This window comes from Litchfieldella qijiaojingensis (assembly GCF_014651875.1).
GTDB classification, from domain to species: domain Bacteria; phylum Pseudomonadota; class Gammaproteobacteria; order Pseudomonadales; family Halomonadaceae; genus Litchfieldella; species Litchfieldella qijiaojingensis.
In genome coordinates, this window is the sequence record NZ_BMXS01000034.1 from 14,443 (window position 1) to 31,791 (window position 17,349).

12 protein-coding genes are annotated in these 17,349 nt (G+C 62.7%); 4 read left to right on the top strand and 8 right to left on the bottom strand.

All coding sequences use genetic code 11. The features are described from left to right. The first annotated feature begins 93 nt into the window (after positions 1-93). Genes IE093_RS20745 through IE093_RS20755 form a run of 3 tightly spaced genes read left to right on the top strand, consistent with a single transcriptional unit; the run spans position 94 to position 3,061 of the window. The gene (locus tag IE093_RS20745) at positions 94-1,032 is read left to right on the top strand and encodes an ABC transporter substrate-binding protein (protein ID WP_229803834.1); all 939 of its coding nucleotides are present in this window, start codon (positions 94-96) and stop codon (positions 1,030-1,032) included. Further along, on the top strand, positions 1,026-2,030 hold the full coding sequence (locus IE093_RS20750; RefSeq protein WP_189472580.1) for a FecCD family ABC transporter permease: 1,005 nt from the start codon (positions 1,026-1,028) through the stop codon (positions 2,028-2,030). The genes IE093_RS20745 and IE093_RS20750 overlap by 7 nt, the downstream gene beginning before the upstream one ends. Beyond that, entirely contained in the window at positions 2,027-3,061 is a 1,035-nt protein-coding gene (locus IE093_RS20755; RefSeq protein ID WP_189472583.1) for a FecCD family ABC transporter permease, read from the top strand. The genes IE093_RS20750 and IE093_RS20755 overlap by 4 nt, the downstream gene beginning before the upstream one ends. Before the next feature lie 55 nt (positions 3,062-3,116). Here IE093_RS20755 and IE093_RS20760 read toward each other — a convergent pair whose 3' ends face one another. From IE093_RS20760 to IE093_RS20795, 8 genes are all read right to left on the bottom strand, one after another. Next, the gene (locus tag IE093_RS20760; RefSeq protein ID WP_189472585.1) at positions 3,117-5,264 is read right to left on the bottom strand and encodes a TonB-dependent receptor; all 2,148 of its coding nucleotides are present in this window, start codon (positions 5,262-5,264) and stop codon (positions 3,117-3,119) included. A 276-nt stretch (positions 5,265-5,540) separates the two neighbouring features. Continuing rightward, positions 5,541-7,679, bottom strand: coding sequence for a TRAP transporter permease (locus tag IE093_RS20765; RefSeq protein ID WP_189472587.1), 2,139 nt, complete (start codon positions 7,677-7,679; stop codon positions 5,541-5,543). A 193-nt stretch (positions 7,680-7,872) separates the two neighbouring features. Next, positions 7,873-8,901, bottom strand: coding sequence for a TAXI family TRAP transporter solute-binding subunit (locus IE093_RS20770; protein WP_189472589.1), 1,029 nt, complete (start codon positions 8,899-8,901; stop codon positions 7,873-7,875). 217 nt (positions 8,902-9,118) lie between these two features. Beyond that, positions 9,119-10,486 carry a sigma-54-dependent transcriptional regulator gene (locus IE093_RS20775; RefSeq protein ID WP_229803836.1) on the bottom strand — a complete coding sequence of 456 codons (1,368 nt, stop codon included), beginning with the start codon at positions 10,484-10,486 and terminating at the stop codon, positions 9,119-9,121. Beyond that, positions 10,476-12,263 carry a sensor histidine kinase gene (locus IE093_RS20780; RefSeq protein ID WP_189472590.1) on the bottom strand — a complete coding sequence of 596 codons (1,788 nt, stop codon included), beginning with the start codon at positions 12,261-12,263 and terminating at the stop codon, positions 10,476-10,478. Before IE093_RS20780 ends, IE093_RS20775 begins: the two co-directional genes overlap by 11 nt. A gap of 120 nt (positions 12,264-12,383) precedes the next feature. Then, the gene (fhuB, locus tag IE093_RS20785) at positions 12,384-14,372 is read right to left on the bottom strand and encodes a Fe(3+)-hydroxamate ABC transporter permease FhuB (protein WP_422731007.1); all 1,989 of its coding nucleotides are present in this window, start codon (positions 14,370-14,372) and stop codon (positions 12,384-12,386) included. Next, positions 14,359-15,255: an ABC transporter substrate-binding protein gene (locus tag IE093_RS20790; protein ID WP_229803838.1), complete on the bottom strand. Its 897-nt coding sequence runs from the start codon at positions 15,253-15,255 to the stop codon at positions 14,359-14,361. Before IE093_RS20790 ends, fhuB begins: the two co-directional genes overlap by 14 nt. After that, entirely contained in the window at positions 15,255-16,025 is a 771-nt protein-coding gene (locus tag IE093_RS20795) for an ATP-binding cassette domain-containing protein (protein ID WP_189472592.1), read from the bottom strand. Before IE093_RS20795 ends, IE093_RS20790 begins: the two co-directional genes overlap by 1 nt. Before the next feature lie 386 nt (positions 16,026-16,411). Here IE093_RS20795 and IE093_RS20800 point away from each other — a divergent pair, with 386 nt between their 5' ends. Then, complete coding sequence (locus tag IE093_RS20800; RefSeq protein ID WP_189472594.1) at positions 16,412-17,023, top strand: superoxide dismutase; 612 nt, start codon at positions 16,412-16,414, stop codon at positions 17,021-17,023. The last annotated feature ends 326 nt before the right edge of the window (positions 17,024-17,349 follow it).

Below are 17,349 nucleotides of genomic sequence, written 5' to 3' on the forward strand. Positions count from 1 at the left end.
AGTACGTGCGTTAACGGCCTGGAACCTGTATAACGTGACGCCGTGACTCTATTGCGAACGATTATCATGAGCTTTTCAGGTCGTAGGTGCCACTTGCGAATAGCCCTGTTACTCCTGCTGGCGGTCAGTGGTGCGTGTCGGGCCGAGTCGACCCGTACGGTCGAGCATGCCTTCGGTGAAACCCGCATCGAAGGCACGCCTCGGCGCATCGTGACCCTCTATCAGGGAGCCACGGATACCGCCGTAGCGTTGGGAATAAAGCCGGTCGGTGTCGTCGAGTCGTGGGTGGAGAAGCCCATGTACCGTTATTTGCGAGATGGCTTGCCGGAAGGTGTGCGCTACTTGGGGCTGGAGACTCAGCCCGATCTCGAGTCCGTTGCCTGGCTGGCACCGGATCTGATCGTTGGCACCCGTTATCGCCACGAAGCGGTGTATCCACTGCTGTCGCGAATCGCTCCCACGGTCGTGTTGGATACCGCTTATGACTTCAAGGCCATGCTCATGCTGATGGGGGAAGCGACTGGGCAAGAGCATCGGGCACAAGCGTTGCTTGATGACTGGGAAGATCGGGTGGCCGACTTCCGAAGTCAGATCGAGGCGGCGCTTGGCGAAGCGTGGCCTCAGGAGGTTGCCGTGGTCAGCTTCCGTAGCGATCACGCACGCCTCTACTATGATGGATTCGCTCGCAGCATTCTCGATGAGCTGGGCTTCCAGCGCTCCGATACCCAGCAGCACACAGGATGGGGGATCAAGCTGACCAGCCGCGAGAGCATTCCGGCCATGGATGCCGATGCCATCTTCGTGTTCATGCGTGACTCGGACCCCGCCGTAGTCGAGACCTATCGGCAGTGGACCCAACACCCGCTATGGCAAAACCTGGAGGCGGCACGCCAAGGGCGAGTCTACCGCGTGGATCCCGTCATCTGGAGCATGGGGGCAGGGGTCCTGGCCGCCAACCGCCTGCTCGACGAACTCTATGCCCACTATGGCCTGGAGCCAGCGCGCAATGCGAGGGAGTGCCAAGAGTGTTGAGGACACGCACAGCCAAGACGTTGGGACTGCTATTGGCTGGTGGGCTGATGCTCGGAGCCTGGCTCGCCAGTCTGGCGTGGGGGTACACCGAGATCGGCCTCGACACGCTGGTGGATGCCTTCTTCGCCTATGACCCGAGTTCGACGCAGCACTTGGTTTTGCGTACCGAACGTTTCTCCCGGGCGGTGATCGCCGCCGTGGTTGGCGCCAGCCTGGCGGTGGCCGGGGCGCTGATGCAAACCCTGACACGCAACGCCCTGGCCGCGCCGAGCATCCTGGGTATTAATGCAGGTGCCATGTTCTTCGTCGTGGTGGCTAGCACATGGTTCACCCTGCGCACGCCGCTGGCTTTCGTCTGGATGGCCTTTCTCGGGGCCGCTGTCGCCGCGCTGCTGGTCTACCTGCTGGGACGACAGGGGCAGCAGGGAGTCTCGCCGGTGCGCGTGGTGCTGGCCGGGGTCGCCATCACTGCACTGTTCGTATCGTTTGCTCAGGGACTACTGATTGCCAATCAGGAACGCTTTGAAAGCATCCTGTTCTGGTTGGCCGGATCGGTAGCCGGTCGTGGTCTGGAGGTGGTGGCACCACTATTGCCATTGTTTCTCGGTGCCGCCATTCTCTGTGCCTGGCTGACACGCCAGCTCAACGTCCTGGCGCTTGGCGATGAAGTGGTCAAGGGGCTGGGGCAGCGTACCGGGCGAGTCAAGCTGCTGGCGGGGACGGTGGTCATCATCCTGGCGGGTGGTTCGGTGGCGGTAGCCGGCATGATCGGTTTTGTAGGGCTGATCGTGCCGCATATCGTGCGTTCCTTGTTCGGACGCGATCATCGCTGGGTTCTGCCTGGTTGCGCCCTTTTGGGAGCGGGCTTGTTGTTGACCGCGGATACCCTGGCGCGCTTCGTGATGCCACCCCAGGAGGTGCCGGTGGGGGTGATGACAGCCCTGCTGGGCACGCCTTTCTTCCTCTATCTCGCCCGTCGCAGGAGCCAGGCGCTATGAGTCGATCGATCGTGCTGCATGGTCCCAAGGGGCGCTTGGCTCTGCGACTCGACCGCCGCACCTTGGTGGTGACGCTGTTATTGGCCTTGGTTCTCGCAGCCAGCGCGTTTCTGGCATTGTGCCAAGGCAGCTATCCCACTGCTCCAGGGGAGGTGCTGGAAGCACTGCTGTTTCCCGCGCATAGTGACATCGCACTGATCGTGCATGAGATCCGCCTACCGCGGGTGCTGTTGACGGTGATGGTTGGGGCTTCGCTGGCGGTGGCCGGGTTGATCCTACAGGGGCTTGTGCGCAATCCGCTGGCGTCGCCGGATGTCATCGGCATCACGGGTGGGGCATCGGTGGCAGCCGTGTTGTTTCTGATACTGGGAGGCGCTTCGCTGGGAGAGGCCTGGCTGCCGGTTATGGCAATGGGCGGTGCGGCACTGGTTGCATTGATCATTATCGCCCTGGCCTGGCAACGCGGTGTGACGCCGGCGCGATTGGTGCTGATCGGTATCGGAATCGCTGCGGCGTTGGGCGCCGTCACCATGCTGATGATTGTGCTGAGTCCGGATACCACGGCGATGCAGGCCTATGTATGGCTGACCGGCAGCCTCTACGCGGCGCAATGGCGCGAGGTGGTGGGGATGCTGCCATGGGTGGCGATCTGTCTGCCGCTGGCGTTAAGCCAGGCCCGTCAATTGGACGTGCTTGCCCTGGGCGATGATATGGCTACCGGGCTGGGCAGTGCCGTTCAGGGAAGTCGCTTGGTGCTGCTATTGCTCAGTGTGGCATTGGCAGGCTCGGCGGTGGCCTTCGCCGGTGGCTTGAGCTTCATCGGCTTGATCGCCCCCCATATCGCGCGGCGCCTGGTCGCGCGTAGCTTTACCGGCCTGATGCCGGTGACGGCGCTGATCGGCGCGCTGATCCTGCTGTATGCCGACTTGATAGGGCGCACCCTGTTCCTGCCCCGAGATCTGCCGGCGGGCATCTTCGTTGCCGGCATTGGCGCGCCGTTTCTGGTGTACCTGCTCTATCGCTGGCGCTAATAGAAAGGCGGCGACCATATGGCCGCCGCCTTTCGAGCTTCAGGGCGAGTGCCGATCAGAAATCGAGCTGATAACCGAGCGTGAGGGTTCGTCCTCGGCCGGCGAAGAAGCGGTCGTCACCATCCCGGCCGACTTGTGAACGGTAGGTGATGTAGTCCTCGTCCAGCAGGTTCTCGATGCCGAGGTTCGCCTGGCCCACCGGCAGCTGGTAGGCCAGGGAGGCGTCCACCAGGGTGTAGCCGTCGAAGCGTTTCAGGTTCTCGTTGTCCTGCTCATCGAAGGTCCTGTCGAAGAAGTAGCGGCCCTGCACACGGGAGGTCAGCTTGTCACTCCACTGGGCGTCCCAACCCAGGGTAAGCGTCTCAGGGGGGATATTGGCGCCGGACAGCTCGGTGTCGACCTCGCCGTCTCCGTCGGTATCGGACTCTCCTTCGCTATAGGCGTAGGTGAAGTCCAGCCCATGAGCGTCGGTTACTTGCAGCTCGCCGCTGAGATCGACCCCGCGGATCTCCGTCTTCTCGCGGTTGCCGACGAAGACGCCGTTCTCCTCGGACAGCCGCTCGCCGAGATCGGAGTTGGATTCGTAGTAGCTCAGCTCGAAGTTCAGGCGGTTCCAGCCGAAGCGGGTGCCGAACTCGTAGTTCTCGGTGACGATGGGCTCCAGCTGCAGCAGGGTATCGACGTCCTGGCCGGGCTGGCTGATGCCGCGCAGGGCGCGGCCCACGTCCGGCATGCCGAAGCCTTCCGAATAGTTGGCGAAGAACTGCAGCCAGTCGGTGGTCTGGTAGACGACGCCGGCGTTGAACAGGGCTTCGTCGAAGTCCGGATTGCCGCCGTCCACCGACACCAGGTCGTTGTTGACGTCGGTGCTCCTGTCGATGGTCGAGAAGTCGTCGACATTGAGCTCGGCGTACTCGTAGCGTGCTCCGGCGTGCAGGGTCAAGCTATCCAGCACCTCCAGGTCGCCCTGCAGGAAGGCAGCGTAGTTGCGAAACTCCGTTTCGGGAACATAGGTGCGTTCCGTCTGCACCAGCATCTGACGCGTCTCGTCCTCGAGCAGGTCGATGCCGGTGGCCAGGCCCAGGCGGTCGTCGAGCAGGCCGTCCCGGCGCAGGGTGAACTTGGCGCCCAGCTTGTCGGATTCGGCCCGGGTCTGGTCGAGGCGGTCGTTGCCCTCGTCATCCACGAAGGGGAAGGCGAAGGGGTGAGTGCCGAACTGGGCGCGGAACCGCTGACTGTAGAGCTGGGCATCGAACTCGTTGCCCAGCCAGTCGGCATGGGCATAGGACAGGCTGAGGGTGGTGGACTCGTTGAATGGTATTTCGCCCGGCGGTGTGCCCTTGCGGGCCGTCGCGGGAATGCCCCTGTCGCGGTCGCCCTCGACGAGGACGTAGTCGGCGTGGTCTTCCAGCTCGAAGCGGTTGGCCGAGAACTCGATGTTCTGGTTGGCGTCGATCCAGTAACCCAGCTTGGTGAAGAGGTCGTAGCTGGTGGAGTCCTGAATCTCGCCCTGAATGGTTTCGACGCCGATGGGGCGGTCCGCGCCATCGAAGAAGACGCCCCGCTCCTGCCAGGTGGCGCCGACGAGGTAGTCCCAGTCGCCGCGCTGGCCGTTGATCTGATAGTCCAGCTTGTAGCCGATGCCCTCCGACTCGAAGTCGTCGTCGCTGGTCAGGCGGACACCGGCATGCTGGTTCACCGTGCCGGCCTCGGCGCGCTTGGTCACGTAGTTGATGATGCCGCCGGTGGCGCCCAGACCGTGCTCGGCGCTGGCGCCATGAATGACCTCGATGCGCTCGACCATGCTGAGGTCGATGGTGTAACTGTCCCGCGAGGTATCACGCAGCGGATTGGACTGAGGCACGCCGTCGATCATGAACAGCGGCGCGCGACCGCGGAAGGTCTCGCCGGAGTTGGTGAGCTTCTGATGGCTGGGCGCGTAGGAGGGGATCAGGTTGCTGAGGATCTGGCCGCGATCGCTGGTGATGGCTAGCTGCTGTTCGATCTGCTCACGAGTGATGATGGTGATCTTTTGCGGTGTTTCGCCGGCGACACTCTTGTTGCGTGTCGCGGTCACGACCAGCGGTGATAGTTCGTTGGTGGACTCTTGCTCGGTGGTCGATTGCGCGAGTGCCGTGGCGGGCAGGGCGGAGAGAACGGCGGGTATCAGCCAAGTAATGCGGGGCTGCCTGGGATGTGACATGTCGATGATTGCCCTTTGCTGGTCTGTGAATATCGGTTTGGTTTGTATGTTGTTTCCATGATGCGGCCTAACAGGCGTTGTGAATGATAATGTTTTGCATTTGATAGTTCAAATGCGTCGCATTTTGTTTAAATGAGTGTGGATTTCCGCGGGTATGAGTCGCGTAGGAGTGCGATGCCGTCTCTACATCGGATCGTGCAGTCAAAAAACAACGACGCCCGGCCAATGGCCGAGCGTCGTTACGCTGTGGGTCACTTTCGCAGCCGTGTCGATTCCCTATGAAGCCGGCACTGCCGAGGCGGCGGTGCGCCCTGCCCGGGCACTCCATAGCAGGGTGCCCAGGAATAGCGCCAGACCCAGGATATCCAGTGCCAGTTCACCGTGAGGCCACAGCATCAGGGCGCCGATGGGGAACATGGCCAGGCGCATCCACCAGGGCAATTCGTGCTCGAGGTAACCCTCCAACCCGGCGATGATGGCGTAGATGCCGAACAGGGCGAAGGCGAAGACGGTAGCCATCTCCAGGGGTGTGCCACTGATCAAGGGCGACCAGACGAACAGCAGTGGGATGATGTAGAGCCCCTTGGCGATCTTCCAGGCGGTGAAGCCGGTGCGCATCTGCGGAGTATTGGCGATGGCGGCGGCCGCGAACGCGGTGAGGCATACCGGTGGGGTGACGTTGGAGTCCTGGGAGAGCCAGAAGATCACCATGTGGGCGGCCACCAGCAGCATGGTCAGGGTATGGGGCGACAGCGCCTGCTCATACAGCTGACTGCGGAAGTCATCCGGCACCACTGCCAACAGTTCCCTGGCGCTGGCAGCGTCCATGGGGGCATTGAGGGCTTCCAGGCTTTCCGGGGCCGCCAGCATGAAGATCGCCCGGGCCTGTTCGGGCAGGTCGCCGGCCATCAACAGTTCCAGTAGCTGGTCATGTGCCATCAGACCGTAGAGGGCCGGTGCCGAGAGGGTACCCAGTACGATGTAGGCGGCGGTGACCGGCAGCCCCATTCCCAGGATCAGCGAGGCGACGGCGATCAGCACCAGGGTGATCAGGAGGCTGCCTCCGGCCCAATCGGTAATCATCAGCGAGAAGGTGTTGCCGATGCCGGTGGTGGAAACCACGTTGACGATAAGCCCCACGGTGATCAGCAGGATCGCCGTGGTGATCATGTTGCGGGTACCCAACGACAGGGCCTCGAGGATCGCCTTTGGCGTCATCGGGTTCTTGGATAACCAGGAAGCCACGACCACCGAAAGAATGGCAATGCCGGCGGCATAGGTCGGAGTGAAACCGTAGATCAGCGCCGCCACCAGCACCACCAGGGGCAACAGGAAGTGCCAGCCGCCTTTGAGCACCTCGATCAGCCGAGGCGCCTCTTCAGTCTCGACATGTTGGGCATTGCTGCGTTTGGCCTCGATGCGTACGAACATCGCCACCGAGAGGAAGTAGAGCAGTGCCGGCAGGGCCGCCACGCCAATGATGGTGAGGTAGGAGACCTGGGTATAGGAGGCCATGATGAAGGCCCCGGCGCCCATCACCGGTGGCATCAGCTGACCGCCGGTGGACGCCGCTGCCTCGACGCCGGCGGCGAAGCGCGGCGGGAAGCCGGCCTTGCGCATCAATGGAATGGTGATCACCCCGGTGGAGACGGTGTTGGCCACGCTGGAGCCGGAGACCGAGCCCATCAGGCCCGAGGAGAACACCGCCACGAAGCCGGGCCCGCCAATGAAGCGCCCGGCAGCGCAACGGGCCAGTTCGATGATGAAGTCGCCGGCGCCGGAGCGTACCAGGAAGGCGCCGAACAGGATGAACATGAACACATAGGACCATGAAATGCGGGCAATCGAGCCCAGCATGCCGTTACCACCCAGGTAGCTGCGATAAAGCACCGTCTCCCAGTTGAGGCCGGGGAACCCGAACACCCCGGTCACGTATCGGCCCCACCAGGCCACATAGGTGAGTGCCACCACGCACAGCAACGGGATGAACCAGCCGGTGGTGCGTCGGGCAAATTCCAATACCAGGGCCAGGGCGGTGATCGAGACGACCCAATCGGCGGTGGAGAAGCGCATTCCTCGGGCGTAGAGGGCATCCTCGAAACCGATCAGGTAGAAGGCACAGCCCAGCGCGGCCAGGCCGAGCAGGATGTCGATGGCCAGTACCAGCCGCGAACCGCCAGCGGAGCGGGTCTTGAGCATTGGTACCGATAGCGCGCAGAGCAGCCCAAACATGCCGAAGTGCAGGGCGCTGACCCACACCTCGGAGAGGGTGCTCAGGGTATTGAAGTAGAGATGCGACAGGGCCACGACGATGGCCAGGGCGAACAGCACCCGGCCGAGCCAGGGATGCTCGAGGCGCTCGGGGGCCTCGCTGGCGACCTCGTCGCGCACGGTAGTGGAAGGCGTTGCGTTCATGGGCTTTCTCGCGGAAAGGAAACTGGGACTACTGGGCCGTTTGCACGGGCTTGGCAGAGCCGGGGACAAGCCGAAGCGAAGGTCATCCTTCAGGGATGAAGGAGGTAGCGCCCAGGGATGGGTTTACAGCGCCTTCGCGAAGGCTTGTCCCTGGCGACCCTCCTATGGCTCGGCCGGTCCGTGCGTGAGGGGTTTAGCCTTCCAGCAGATGCTCAGGGATCTCCAGCCCCTGCTCCTGGAAGTAGCGCGCAGCACCGGGGTGCAGCGGCATGGGCAGGCCGTCCAGGGCCTTCTCCACGGCCATGGCGCGGGTTGCCGGATGGATGTTGTTGAGGAAGGACAGGTTCTCGAACATCGCCTTGGTGATCTGGTAGACGTGCTCCTCCGGCACATCGGCGTTGACCACCAGGATATTGGGCTGGGCGATGGTGTGGACCGCTTCGTCCTGGCTGGGATAGGTGCCGGCGGCAATCTCGTAGGGGGTCCACACCGGGTACTCGCGGTTGATGCGTTCGAGCTGCTCCTCGGTGACCTCGAGAATGGAGATATCGCTCCCCATGTTGGCGAAGGCGCTGGTCACCGCCGAGGCCGGTACGCCGGCGGGGATATTCATGCCATCGATATTGCCGTTCTGCATGGAGTCGGCGCTGGGGCCATAGCCCAGGTAGGCCAGATTCATCTGCTCCGGGTCGATCTCCAGACCGGCAAGAATCTGCCGACCGGAGCCCTCGGTGCCGGAATTGCGGGCGCCGATGGAGAAGCCGTGGTCGTACAGATTGGTCAGGTCGTCGATGGTGCCGGTCTCGAGAAGCTCGTTGCGCACCACGAAGTGTTCCACGTTCTGCCACAGCATGGAGATGGAACGCACGTTGTCGTAGGCCTTCGGCACCGGGCCGGTGCCATTCCAGGCCCAGGCACCGTAGAGGGCCTGGAGAATGCCGAACTGGGCCTGACCATCATCCATCAGACGCAGGTTCTCGGCGGAACCGGCGGAACTGATGGCGGAGACCGAAATGTGATGGGTCGGCTCCAGCTTGACCCGTACCAGAGTCGAAAGGGCTACACCCACCGGGTAAAAGGTACCGCCGGTGGTCGCGGTACCCATGATGTATTGGCCGCCGCCATTCTCGTTCTCTTGTGCGATGGCATTGCTGGCGGTGATGCCGAGAAGACCGGCGGTGGCGAGACAAATGGCGGATTTGAGGAACTGGCGCTTGTGCATGGAGTGTTCTCCTATCGATTTGGAGCATGTTGTGGTTGTGCCCCGAGTCGATAGCGAGAAGCCTGCCAGATGATGCTAATCCTATTTTGTTTCAATGGGTTGTACGGTGTTCGGGCAGGCGGGGAGTCTAGCCTGTCGCGGTTATCGGCAAGTTTGTGCCGATGGCAACGGCCACTATCGGCAATAAATTGCCGATCGAGGGTTATGACGGCTTCGCCTATTCGGTCCCGCCGATGAAGGCCTCACGGCGCAATCCATGCTTCTGCATCTTCTGGTTGAGGGTGCGACGTGGCAGGTCCAACTCCTCGATGACCGCCTGGATATTGCCGGCATGGCGGCTCAAGGCCGAGCGCAACAGTGCCGCCTCGAAGGCGGCCAATTGGGCCGCCAGGGAGTCTTCGTGCTCTGCGTTACCGTCACCCAGTTGGGGAATCTCCAGACCCAGGACGAAGCGGGTGGCCGCATTGCGCAGTTCGCGCAGGTTGCCCGGCCAGTGATGGCGCTCCAAGGCCCGCAATAGTTCGCCATCGGGCGCGGGCAAGGGGCGGTCGTGCACCTCGGCGGCCTGGCGGCAGAAGTGCTGAAACAGCAGGGAGATGTCCTCGCGTCGTTCGCGCAGTGGCGGGATGCTCAGCTCGGCGATCGCCAAGCGGTAATAGAGATCCTCGCGGAACTGCCCTTCACCGGCCAGCGTCAGCAGATCCACCTTGCTGGCCGCCACGACCCGCAAGTCGACCTCGATCACGGTATTGCTACCCAAGCGAGTGATTTCCCCCTCTTGAAGGGCACGCAGCAGCTTGACCTGGGCGGCCAAGGGTAGCGACTCCACCTCATCGAGAAAGAGGGTGCCGCCGCTGGCGTGTTCCAGCTTACCGATGCGCCGTTCCAGGGCGCCGGTGAAGGCGCCTTTCTCGTGACCGAACAGTTCCGACTCGATCAGTTCGGGGGCAATGGCGCCGCAATTGAGGGCTACGAAGGGAGCCTGCTGACCCGGGCCGAAGTCGTGCAGACAGCGTGCCACCACTTCCTTGCCACTGCCGGTTTCGCCCTGCACGAGGACGTTGGCACGCACCGGTGCCAGATTGGCCAGCTGCTCACGCAGGCGCACCATGGACGGCGCCTGCCCCAGCAGCCTGGTGGCTAGCCCGCCTGCGCGCAGAGCCTGCCGCAGCCGACGGTTCTCGAGCGCCAGGCAGCGTCGCTCCAGAGCGCGGCGCACGCACTCCTCGAGGCGCTCCGGCGCGAAGGGCTTCTCGACGAAGTCCCAGGCCCCGGCGCGCATCGCCGCTACCGCCATGGGCACGTCGCCATGACCGGTGATCATCACCACGGGAGGCGGCTCTTCCAGGGTCTGTACCGCATGCAGCAGGGCCATGCCGTCGAGCCCCGGCATTTTCACGTCGCAGATCAACACGCCGCACGCCTCGTCGGCCTGGAGTGCCTTGAGAGCCGCTTCACCACGGGAGAAGGTGCGTACCTCGAGTTCCGAGAGCTCCAGCCACTGGCTCAGGGATTCGCGCACGTCGGGATCGTCGTCCACCAACCACACCGGCAGGGACGTGACAGGTGCCATCTCATCGGGCATGACGGGGATCTCCTTCGGCCTTCGGCAGCTCTACCCGGAACCAGGCGCCTCCTGCCTCGCGGTTGCCGGCGGTGATGCGACCGCCCAGATCCTGGACGATGCCGTAGCTGATGAATAGCCCCAGGCCCAGGCCGTCGCCGACCGCTTTGGTGGTATAGAAAGGATCGAAAAGCTGAGCCAGGGTCGCTTCATCGATGCCGGGTCCGTTATCGGCAACCGTGATGACCCACCGTTGGGTTTCGTCCTCGAGGACAATCTCCAGACACGGCGTCTCGACGCCGCGCAGGGCATCCAAGGCATTGCGCAACAGGTTGGTCAGCAGTTGCTCGATGCGTACCTCGTCGCCGGCGACCCGGATCGCATCGGGGGAGGAGTGGGCGGGAAGCGCAACGTGCAACGTCACTCCCTGTCGTTGTATGCGCTCCTCGAGCAGCTCGAGCACGAAGTCGAGCCGGGCGGTGAGGTTCACCGGCTCACGAGCGCCGCCCTTGCGAGCGAACAGTTTGAGCTGGCGGATCAGGGTGCCGAGTCGTTCGCAGAGGTCCTGAATACGTCGGAAATTCTCTTCGGCGGCCTGCGTACGATCGCGACTCAGTAAGCGCTCACCATTGGCGGCGTAAGTGCGAATGCCCGACAGCGGTTGGTTGAGCTCATGGGCAATACCAGCGGCCATGGTGCCCAGCGCCGCCAGTTTGCCAGCCTGGACCAGTTCGGCCTGGGCTTCCTGCAACTCGCGGGTGCGTTCCTCCACCCGAGCCTCCAGGCGTTCGTTGGCTTCTAGAATGATGCGCGATTCACGTTCACGTAGTCGCTGACGTTTTTGCCGTTCGCGCAACCACAGTGCCAGCAACAGCAGTGCCAGTGTTCCTCCCGCTGCGGCCAGCAGCGCATTACGGGCACTGGCATAAAGGGGGCGTACCGGAACCAGATAGTGCATGGTCCAGCCTAGAGTGGCCAGCTCGAGTGGCATATCCAGATAACGTTCACCGATGCCCTGGTGTCCGATACTCAGCGTCCCATCGCGCAGACGATCACCCAAGGGCTCTAGGGGCTCATCCATGAACTGGCGCTGTTCGCGGATCTCGCGCAGGGCCTGGGAAGAGAGCTCTGCGAGTCGACGGTAACGCCATTCCGGGCGGCTCGACAGGATCACTACGCCGTTGGCATCCGATAGCAGCACATTTTCACCGGCTTGCCGCCAGCTTTCCTGCAATGACTCGAGGGAGATCTTGAGTGCCAGCACGCCTTGGGGGCGGGTGCTTGCCGCATTGTCGACCGCTGCGGAGACGAAATATCCCGGCCGTCCAGTGGTGCTGCCAATGGCGAAGAACTCTCCCTTGCCATTGGCCATGGCGTCACGGAAGTAGGGGCGAAACGTGTAGTGATGGCCCAGGAAGCTATCGTCGTCGGCATGATTGCTGGCGGCGATCGTGATCCCTTGCGCATCCATCAGGAAAATCGCTTCGGCGCCCGAGCGCTCGGCCACTAGCGACAGATAGCCGTTAGCCTGTGTCGCAAGGATTCCCACTTCGTCGGTCAGTGCCGCCTGTACCAGCGTCTGTTGGGCCAGCAGTCCCGGCAGATAGGCGAAACGCTCGAGTGCCCCCCGCAGGCTGCTGCTGTACAACGCCAGGCGATTCTGGGCATGGCGCTCGGCTTCTTGGGCAGCCTGAGTATATTGCCAGTGCCATACCGACCACAGCCCCACCGCAACCAGCGCAGCTAGACACAAGAGGCCAGCCGTCCGCCATGTTCGATAGTGGCCATGTTGGCTCATGATGCCAGCCACCTGGGTGTGTCGTGGGAGAGCTGCCGCTGGGGTCGCATCATCTCTTTCGGCTCTTCATCGTCGATGGCTGACGATGATAGGGCGTCCCACTGAGTCTGGGAAGGCACGCTAGAGTCGTCGTAACCCCCACATGAAATAAGCACCGCCAAGCAGCGAGGCGACCAGCCCGGCGGGAATCTCCTGCGGGAACAACAACTGCCGTCCCAGCCAGTCGGCGAGCACCATCAACAATGCCCCGATCAACGCCGCGCCCAGCAAATGCATGCGTGCCCGGGAGAAACCCAACAGCCTTGCCATATGCGGTGCCAGCAGCCCGACGAAGGAGAGTGGCCCGACCACCAGGGTGGCGCAGGCCGTGAGCAGCGCAACCAGGGCGAGTAGGGCCAGACGTGAGCGTTCGACACCGATACCCAAGGCACGAGAGGTGGCGGCCCCGAGCGGCAGGATATCCAGCCAGCGGGCGAAGGGATGGGTGGCCAAGGCCAGCACGATGGCTGCCACGGTGACGATCATGGCGCTTTGCAGATCGACATAGTAGGTGGAGCCCGATAGCCAGGCGATGACCTGTTGGCCACGAGGGTCGCCTCCGGCCAGCACGATGCTGCGCACGGCATCGAACAGCGCGGTGATGGCTACGCCGGTCAGCAGCAGGCGTTCAGGCAGGAAGCCACTGCGGCGATTCACCAGGATCAGTAAGGCAAGAGAGACTAGCGCTCCCAGTGTGCCGGCGGCGACCAGGGTCAGATTGCCGGGCGATGGCAGCAGGAAGATGGCACCGATCAAGGCGATGGCGCTGCCGCCGCTGATCCCCAGCACTTCGGGGCTGGCCATGGGGTTGGCGGTAACCCGCTGGATCAAGGTGCCGGCGATGGCCAGCATGACGCCACTGCCGGCAGCGGCCAGCAAGCGCGGCAGGCGCCACTCCATGACACTCCACTGCTGTGACGATAGCCAATACCAGCCATCGGCCCCCTGTCCGGCGAACAGCGCCATCAAGGCGATGATAGCCAAGGCCAGGGCGATTCCCGTCGCCAGGCGCCTGGGGGCGAAATGGCGGTGGCCGATCGTATGTGCTGTGCCCGGTGGCTGGTCGCCTTGCAAGTGGAGGCGCGGTATCAACCACAGCAGTAAGGGCGCACCCAAGGCGGCGGTGGTCGCGCCGGTGGGGATCAATGTCGGCAGCGAATTCGTGAAGTGCTGCAGGAGCAGGTCGGTGGTGGCCAGCAACAGCGCACCGAGTAGGGTGGCCCATACCAGGCGCTGTCCCAAGCGCCGGGCTCCGGCCAGGCGCACGATATTGGGCGCGGCCAAGCCGATGAAGCCGATCACGCCGACCACGCTCACCACACAGCCGGTAATGAACACCGCTACCCCCAGGCCGGCCAGGCGCAGGTGCTTGAGCGACACGCCCAAGCTGCGTGCGCTGGCGTCATTGAGTTCGAGTATCGCCAGTGGTCTGAGCAGCAGCCAGGCGAGCAGGGCGCTGATCGCCAGGCGGGGCCACAGGTAGGCGACGCTATCCCAGCCATTCTGTGACAGCGAGCCGGCGCCCCAGATCAGCAGACCCTTCAGTTCTTCCTGATGGAAGAGCAGCAGCACCATGCTCAAGGCGCTGACGTAGAGATTGACCACCAGCCCGGCCAGTACCACCACCACTGGCGCCAGTCCGCGACGCCAGGCGAGCAGGAACACCAGGCCCATGGCCAGGCCGCCACCGGCAAGTGCTACCCACTCGCGGCCAGGCATCAGTAGCCAGGGAGCCATCAGGGTGGCTGCCATCAGGGCCAGGTTGGCACCGCTGGCGACACCTAGCGTAGTCGGGGCGGCCAGCGGGTTGCGTAGCACTTGTTGCATCAGCACGCCGGCCAGGGCCAGCCCGCCGCCGGCGAGTAACGCCATGCTCAAGCGTGGCCACCAGGCATAGTGCAGCAGCAGCCGTTCACTGCTTCGCTCGGGCGCTTCGAACAGCGCCTGCAAGCCGACGACGAGACTGTCCTGGGCCTGTAGCGAGACAAGCGCCAGGCTTAATAATGGCAGCGTCAGCAACAGACAGAGGCGAGCCGGGGTCAGCAACGGGAGAGGCTTAGAGAGCATCATCGCCCTCCAGGGCCGCGACCAGTTCGGTGGCGAAGCGCTTGGCCGAAGGTAGCGCGCCGAAACTCCACACCGACGGCAAGGTGATCAAGGTGCCATCACGCACACTGGGCAGGTTCTGCCACAAGCCACTGTTGGTCAGTTGGGGTTCCACCCCCACCGGATAGGGTTCCACGACCACCAGTTGGGCATCGATGTCGACCAGTGACTCGATGCCTACGAGAGAGAAGCCCCAATAGTTGGTGGGCCCTTGCCAGGCGTTGGTGAGCCCCAGCCTGTCGAGTACCGCCTGGTAAAGGCCGTGTTCGCCGAATACCCGCACATGACGTTCATCCATGAACTGGATGATCAGCAGAGGAGGGTGATCGTCGCCCAGGGAATTGCGTAGCGAAGCCAGATGCGCCTCGGTCGTCTCGATAAGCCGTTCCCCAGCATGCGGGCGTTCGACCAGCCGCGCGACCTGTCGCGTCAACTCTCCCATTTGTTCCCAGGTATCGCTCTGCGGCGTGTAGAGCGCCAGATTCTCGACTGGGGCAATCCGCGACAGGCGAGACGTCAGGTTGGCGAACATTGGCGAGATCAGGATACGGTCGGGCTCAAGGCTCGCCAGCAGTTCGAGATTGGGCTGCGTTCGCAGGCCGAGATCAATCACCGAATCCGGCAGTGGCGGTTCGCCGACCCAGTCATGGTAGGCATCGACCTGGGCCACGGCGTGGGGCGTGACACCCAAGGCCACCAGGGTTTCGGCGATGGTCCAGTCCAGGGTGGCGACGGTCGGTGTATCGGAGCGTGCGGCATGGGCCGTGGCAAGTGTCAGCGAGAGCAGCGTCAGGCCAAGCCAGGGTAACCGGCGAAGGAGTCGGAACATGGTGATAAGGGTGACCATCAATTCACCACGGCGATGGGATGCTTGCCGCCGAGGTGTCGCATGACTTGCATGGGAATGCCGTAGATGGCTTCCAGGGTGGCATCGTCCATCATCTCGGCGGGTGTACCGCTGGCTAGCAGTCGCCCGCTATGCAGGGCCACCAGTCGATCGCAATAGCGTGCGGCCATGTTCACGTCGTGCAGGACGATGATCACGCCAAGCCCCAACTCGCGGCACAATTTGCGTACCAGGGCCAGCACCTCGACCTGGTGGGCGATATCCAGCGCCGCCAGGGGTTCATCGAGCAGCAGGAAACGGCTGCCCTGGGCCAGCAGCATGGCCAGCCATACGCGCTGGCGCTCGCCACCGGATAAGGTATCGACTAGGCGGTCGGCGAATGCTTGGGTATGGGTCAGTTCGATGGCGCGTTCGACCTGCAGCCGATCTTCGCGGGTATGGCGTCCCAGCAGGCCATGCCAAGGGTAGCGGCCGAAACCCACCAGCTCATGGCCGGTCAGGCTCTCTGCGCTAGGCAGGTGTTGGGGCAGATACGCCACCTGGCGGGCGAATTCGCGGGTTCCCCAGTCGGATAGTGGCCGGTTGTCGAAACGGATTTCACCACGACTGGGAGCCTGTTGCTGGGCCAGCAGCTTGAGCATGGTCGATTTGCCGGAACCGTTGTGGCCAATCAAGCCATGGACCTGGCCCTCATCGAAGGTCAGGCTGGTCGGTTGCAACAAGCACTTGCCATTGACCTCGAAGGTGGCGGCATCGACATCGAAGAACATGATCGGTCTCCGCATCGCCGTGACGATGGCGATCCTGCTGTTGGAGATGAGTGACGCGCGCCGGATGGCGCAGCAGGGGAGAGTAAATCAAATAAGAATCGTTATCAATGGAGTTTCGAGTTCCTTTGATAACTTAAGCCTATATAAGATGATAACGGTTTCTATTAGCGTTACTTTCGATGCTCTGCCATCCTTAGTCGTGGGTTCTTTCACCATCGTTGTGTTCAGGAAATGCTGAACAAATCGACGAGCGAGATGAAGCGCAAGGCGCACGGAGCACAGGAACCGGAGCCTATGGGGTATAGGTGAGGCTTCCGAGCACCGCGCAACGCAGCGATTCGCTCGCGCAGGCATATGTACAGCGTTTCCTTCACGGAGGAGTCATCATGCCGCATACATTACCCGAACTGCCGTATGGCTATGACGCTCTGGAGCCGCATATCGATGCCCTGACCATGGAGATTCACCATTCACGGCATCATCAGACCTACGTCAACAATCTCAATGCCGCCCTGGAGGGGACCGGGCTCGAGGAAGTCCCGGTCGACGAGTTGATCGCCAATCTGGATCGGGTGCCCGAAGCCAAGCGCCAGGCGATCATCAACAACGGAGGTGGGCATTCCAACCATTCGAAGTTCTGGCAGATGATGTCACCGACTGGCGGTGGCAAGCCGCAGGGCAAGGTCGCTGATGCCATCGACAGCGAGTTGGGCGGTTTCGAGGCGTTTCAGGAGGCCTTCACCAAGGCGGCCTTGGGCCGTTTCGGCAGTGGCTGGGCATGGCTGAGCGTGACACCGGAGAAGAAATTGGTGGTCGAAAACACGCTGAACCAGGACAGCCCACTGATGCACGGCAATACACCCGTTCTCGGACTGGATGTCTGGGAACACGCCTATTATCTGAAGTACCAGAACAAGCGCCCCGACTATGTCCAGGCTTTCTATAACGTGATCAATTGGGACGATGTCGAGCGTCGCTATCAGGACGCCGTGTCCTGATCTCCTGCCTGCCGCGGCCATCCCAGGCCGCGGCCTGTTATCTTTGTACCCGCCTGTCGCATCCCTCCAGCGGGCAATTGCCGCAATACTTCAACGCCGGCAGCATAGCTTGCGCACGCGTTGCGCTTCCCCATGCTGCGTTTCGATGTAGCGGATTATCTGGTTGATGGCATGCCCAGCGCGCGGTGACAGCCGTAAATGTAGCGCGTCAATCTGGATGAGAAGCCAGCGACAATCAGGATGAGAACCGGGGTGTCGCGGCCCCTTCGCTTTTACCCTTCCTTGCTTGGTGCACACGTTGCGTCATTCGAGTCTGTGTCGCTGGG

Bases quoted from the DNA above. Each gene is read 5' to 3' on its own strand.
- IE093_RS20755 (WP_189472583.1), top strand. From the start codon at position 2,027: ATGAGTCGATCGATCGTGCTGCATGGTCCCAAGGGGCGCTTGGCTCTG.
- IE093_RS20760 (WP_189472585.1), bottom strand. From the start codon at position 5,264: ATGTCACATCCCAGGCAGCCCCGCATTACTTGGCTGATACCCGCCGTT.
- IE093_RS20765 (WP_189472587.1), bottom strand. From the start codon at position 7,679: ATGAACGCAACGCCTTCCACTACCGTGCGCGACGAGGTCGCCAGCGAG.
- IE093_RS20770 (WP_189472589.1), bottom strand. From the start codon at position 8,901: ATGCACAAGCGCCAGTTCCTCAAATCCGCCATTTGTCTCGCCACCGCC.
- IE093_RS20775 (WP_229803836.1), bottom strand. From the start codon at position 10,486: ATGCCCGATGAGATGGCACCTGTCACGTCCCTGCCGGTGTGGTTGGTG.
- IE093_RS20780 (WP_189472590.1), bottom strand. From the start codon at position 12,263: ATGAGCCAACATGGCCACTATCGAACATGGCGGACGGCTGGCCTCTTG.
- fhuB (WP_422731007.1), bottom strand. From the start codon at position 14,372: ATGATGCTCTCTAAGCCTCTCCCGTTGCTGACCCCGGCTCGCCTCTGT.
- IE093_RS20790 (WP_229803838.1), bottom strand. From the start codon at position 15,255: ATGGTCACCCTTATCACCATGTTCCGACTCCTTCGCCGGTTACCCTGG.
- IE093_RS20795 (WP_189472592.1), bottom strand. From the start codon at position 16,025: ATGTTCTTCGATGTCGATGCCGCCACCTTCGAGGTCAATGGCAAGTGC.
- IE093_RS20800 (WP_189472594.1), top strand. From the start codon at position 16,412: ATGCCGCATACATTACCCGAACTGCCGTATGGCTATGACGCTCTGGAG.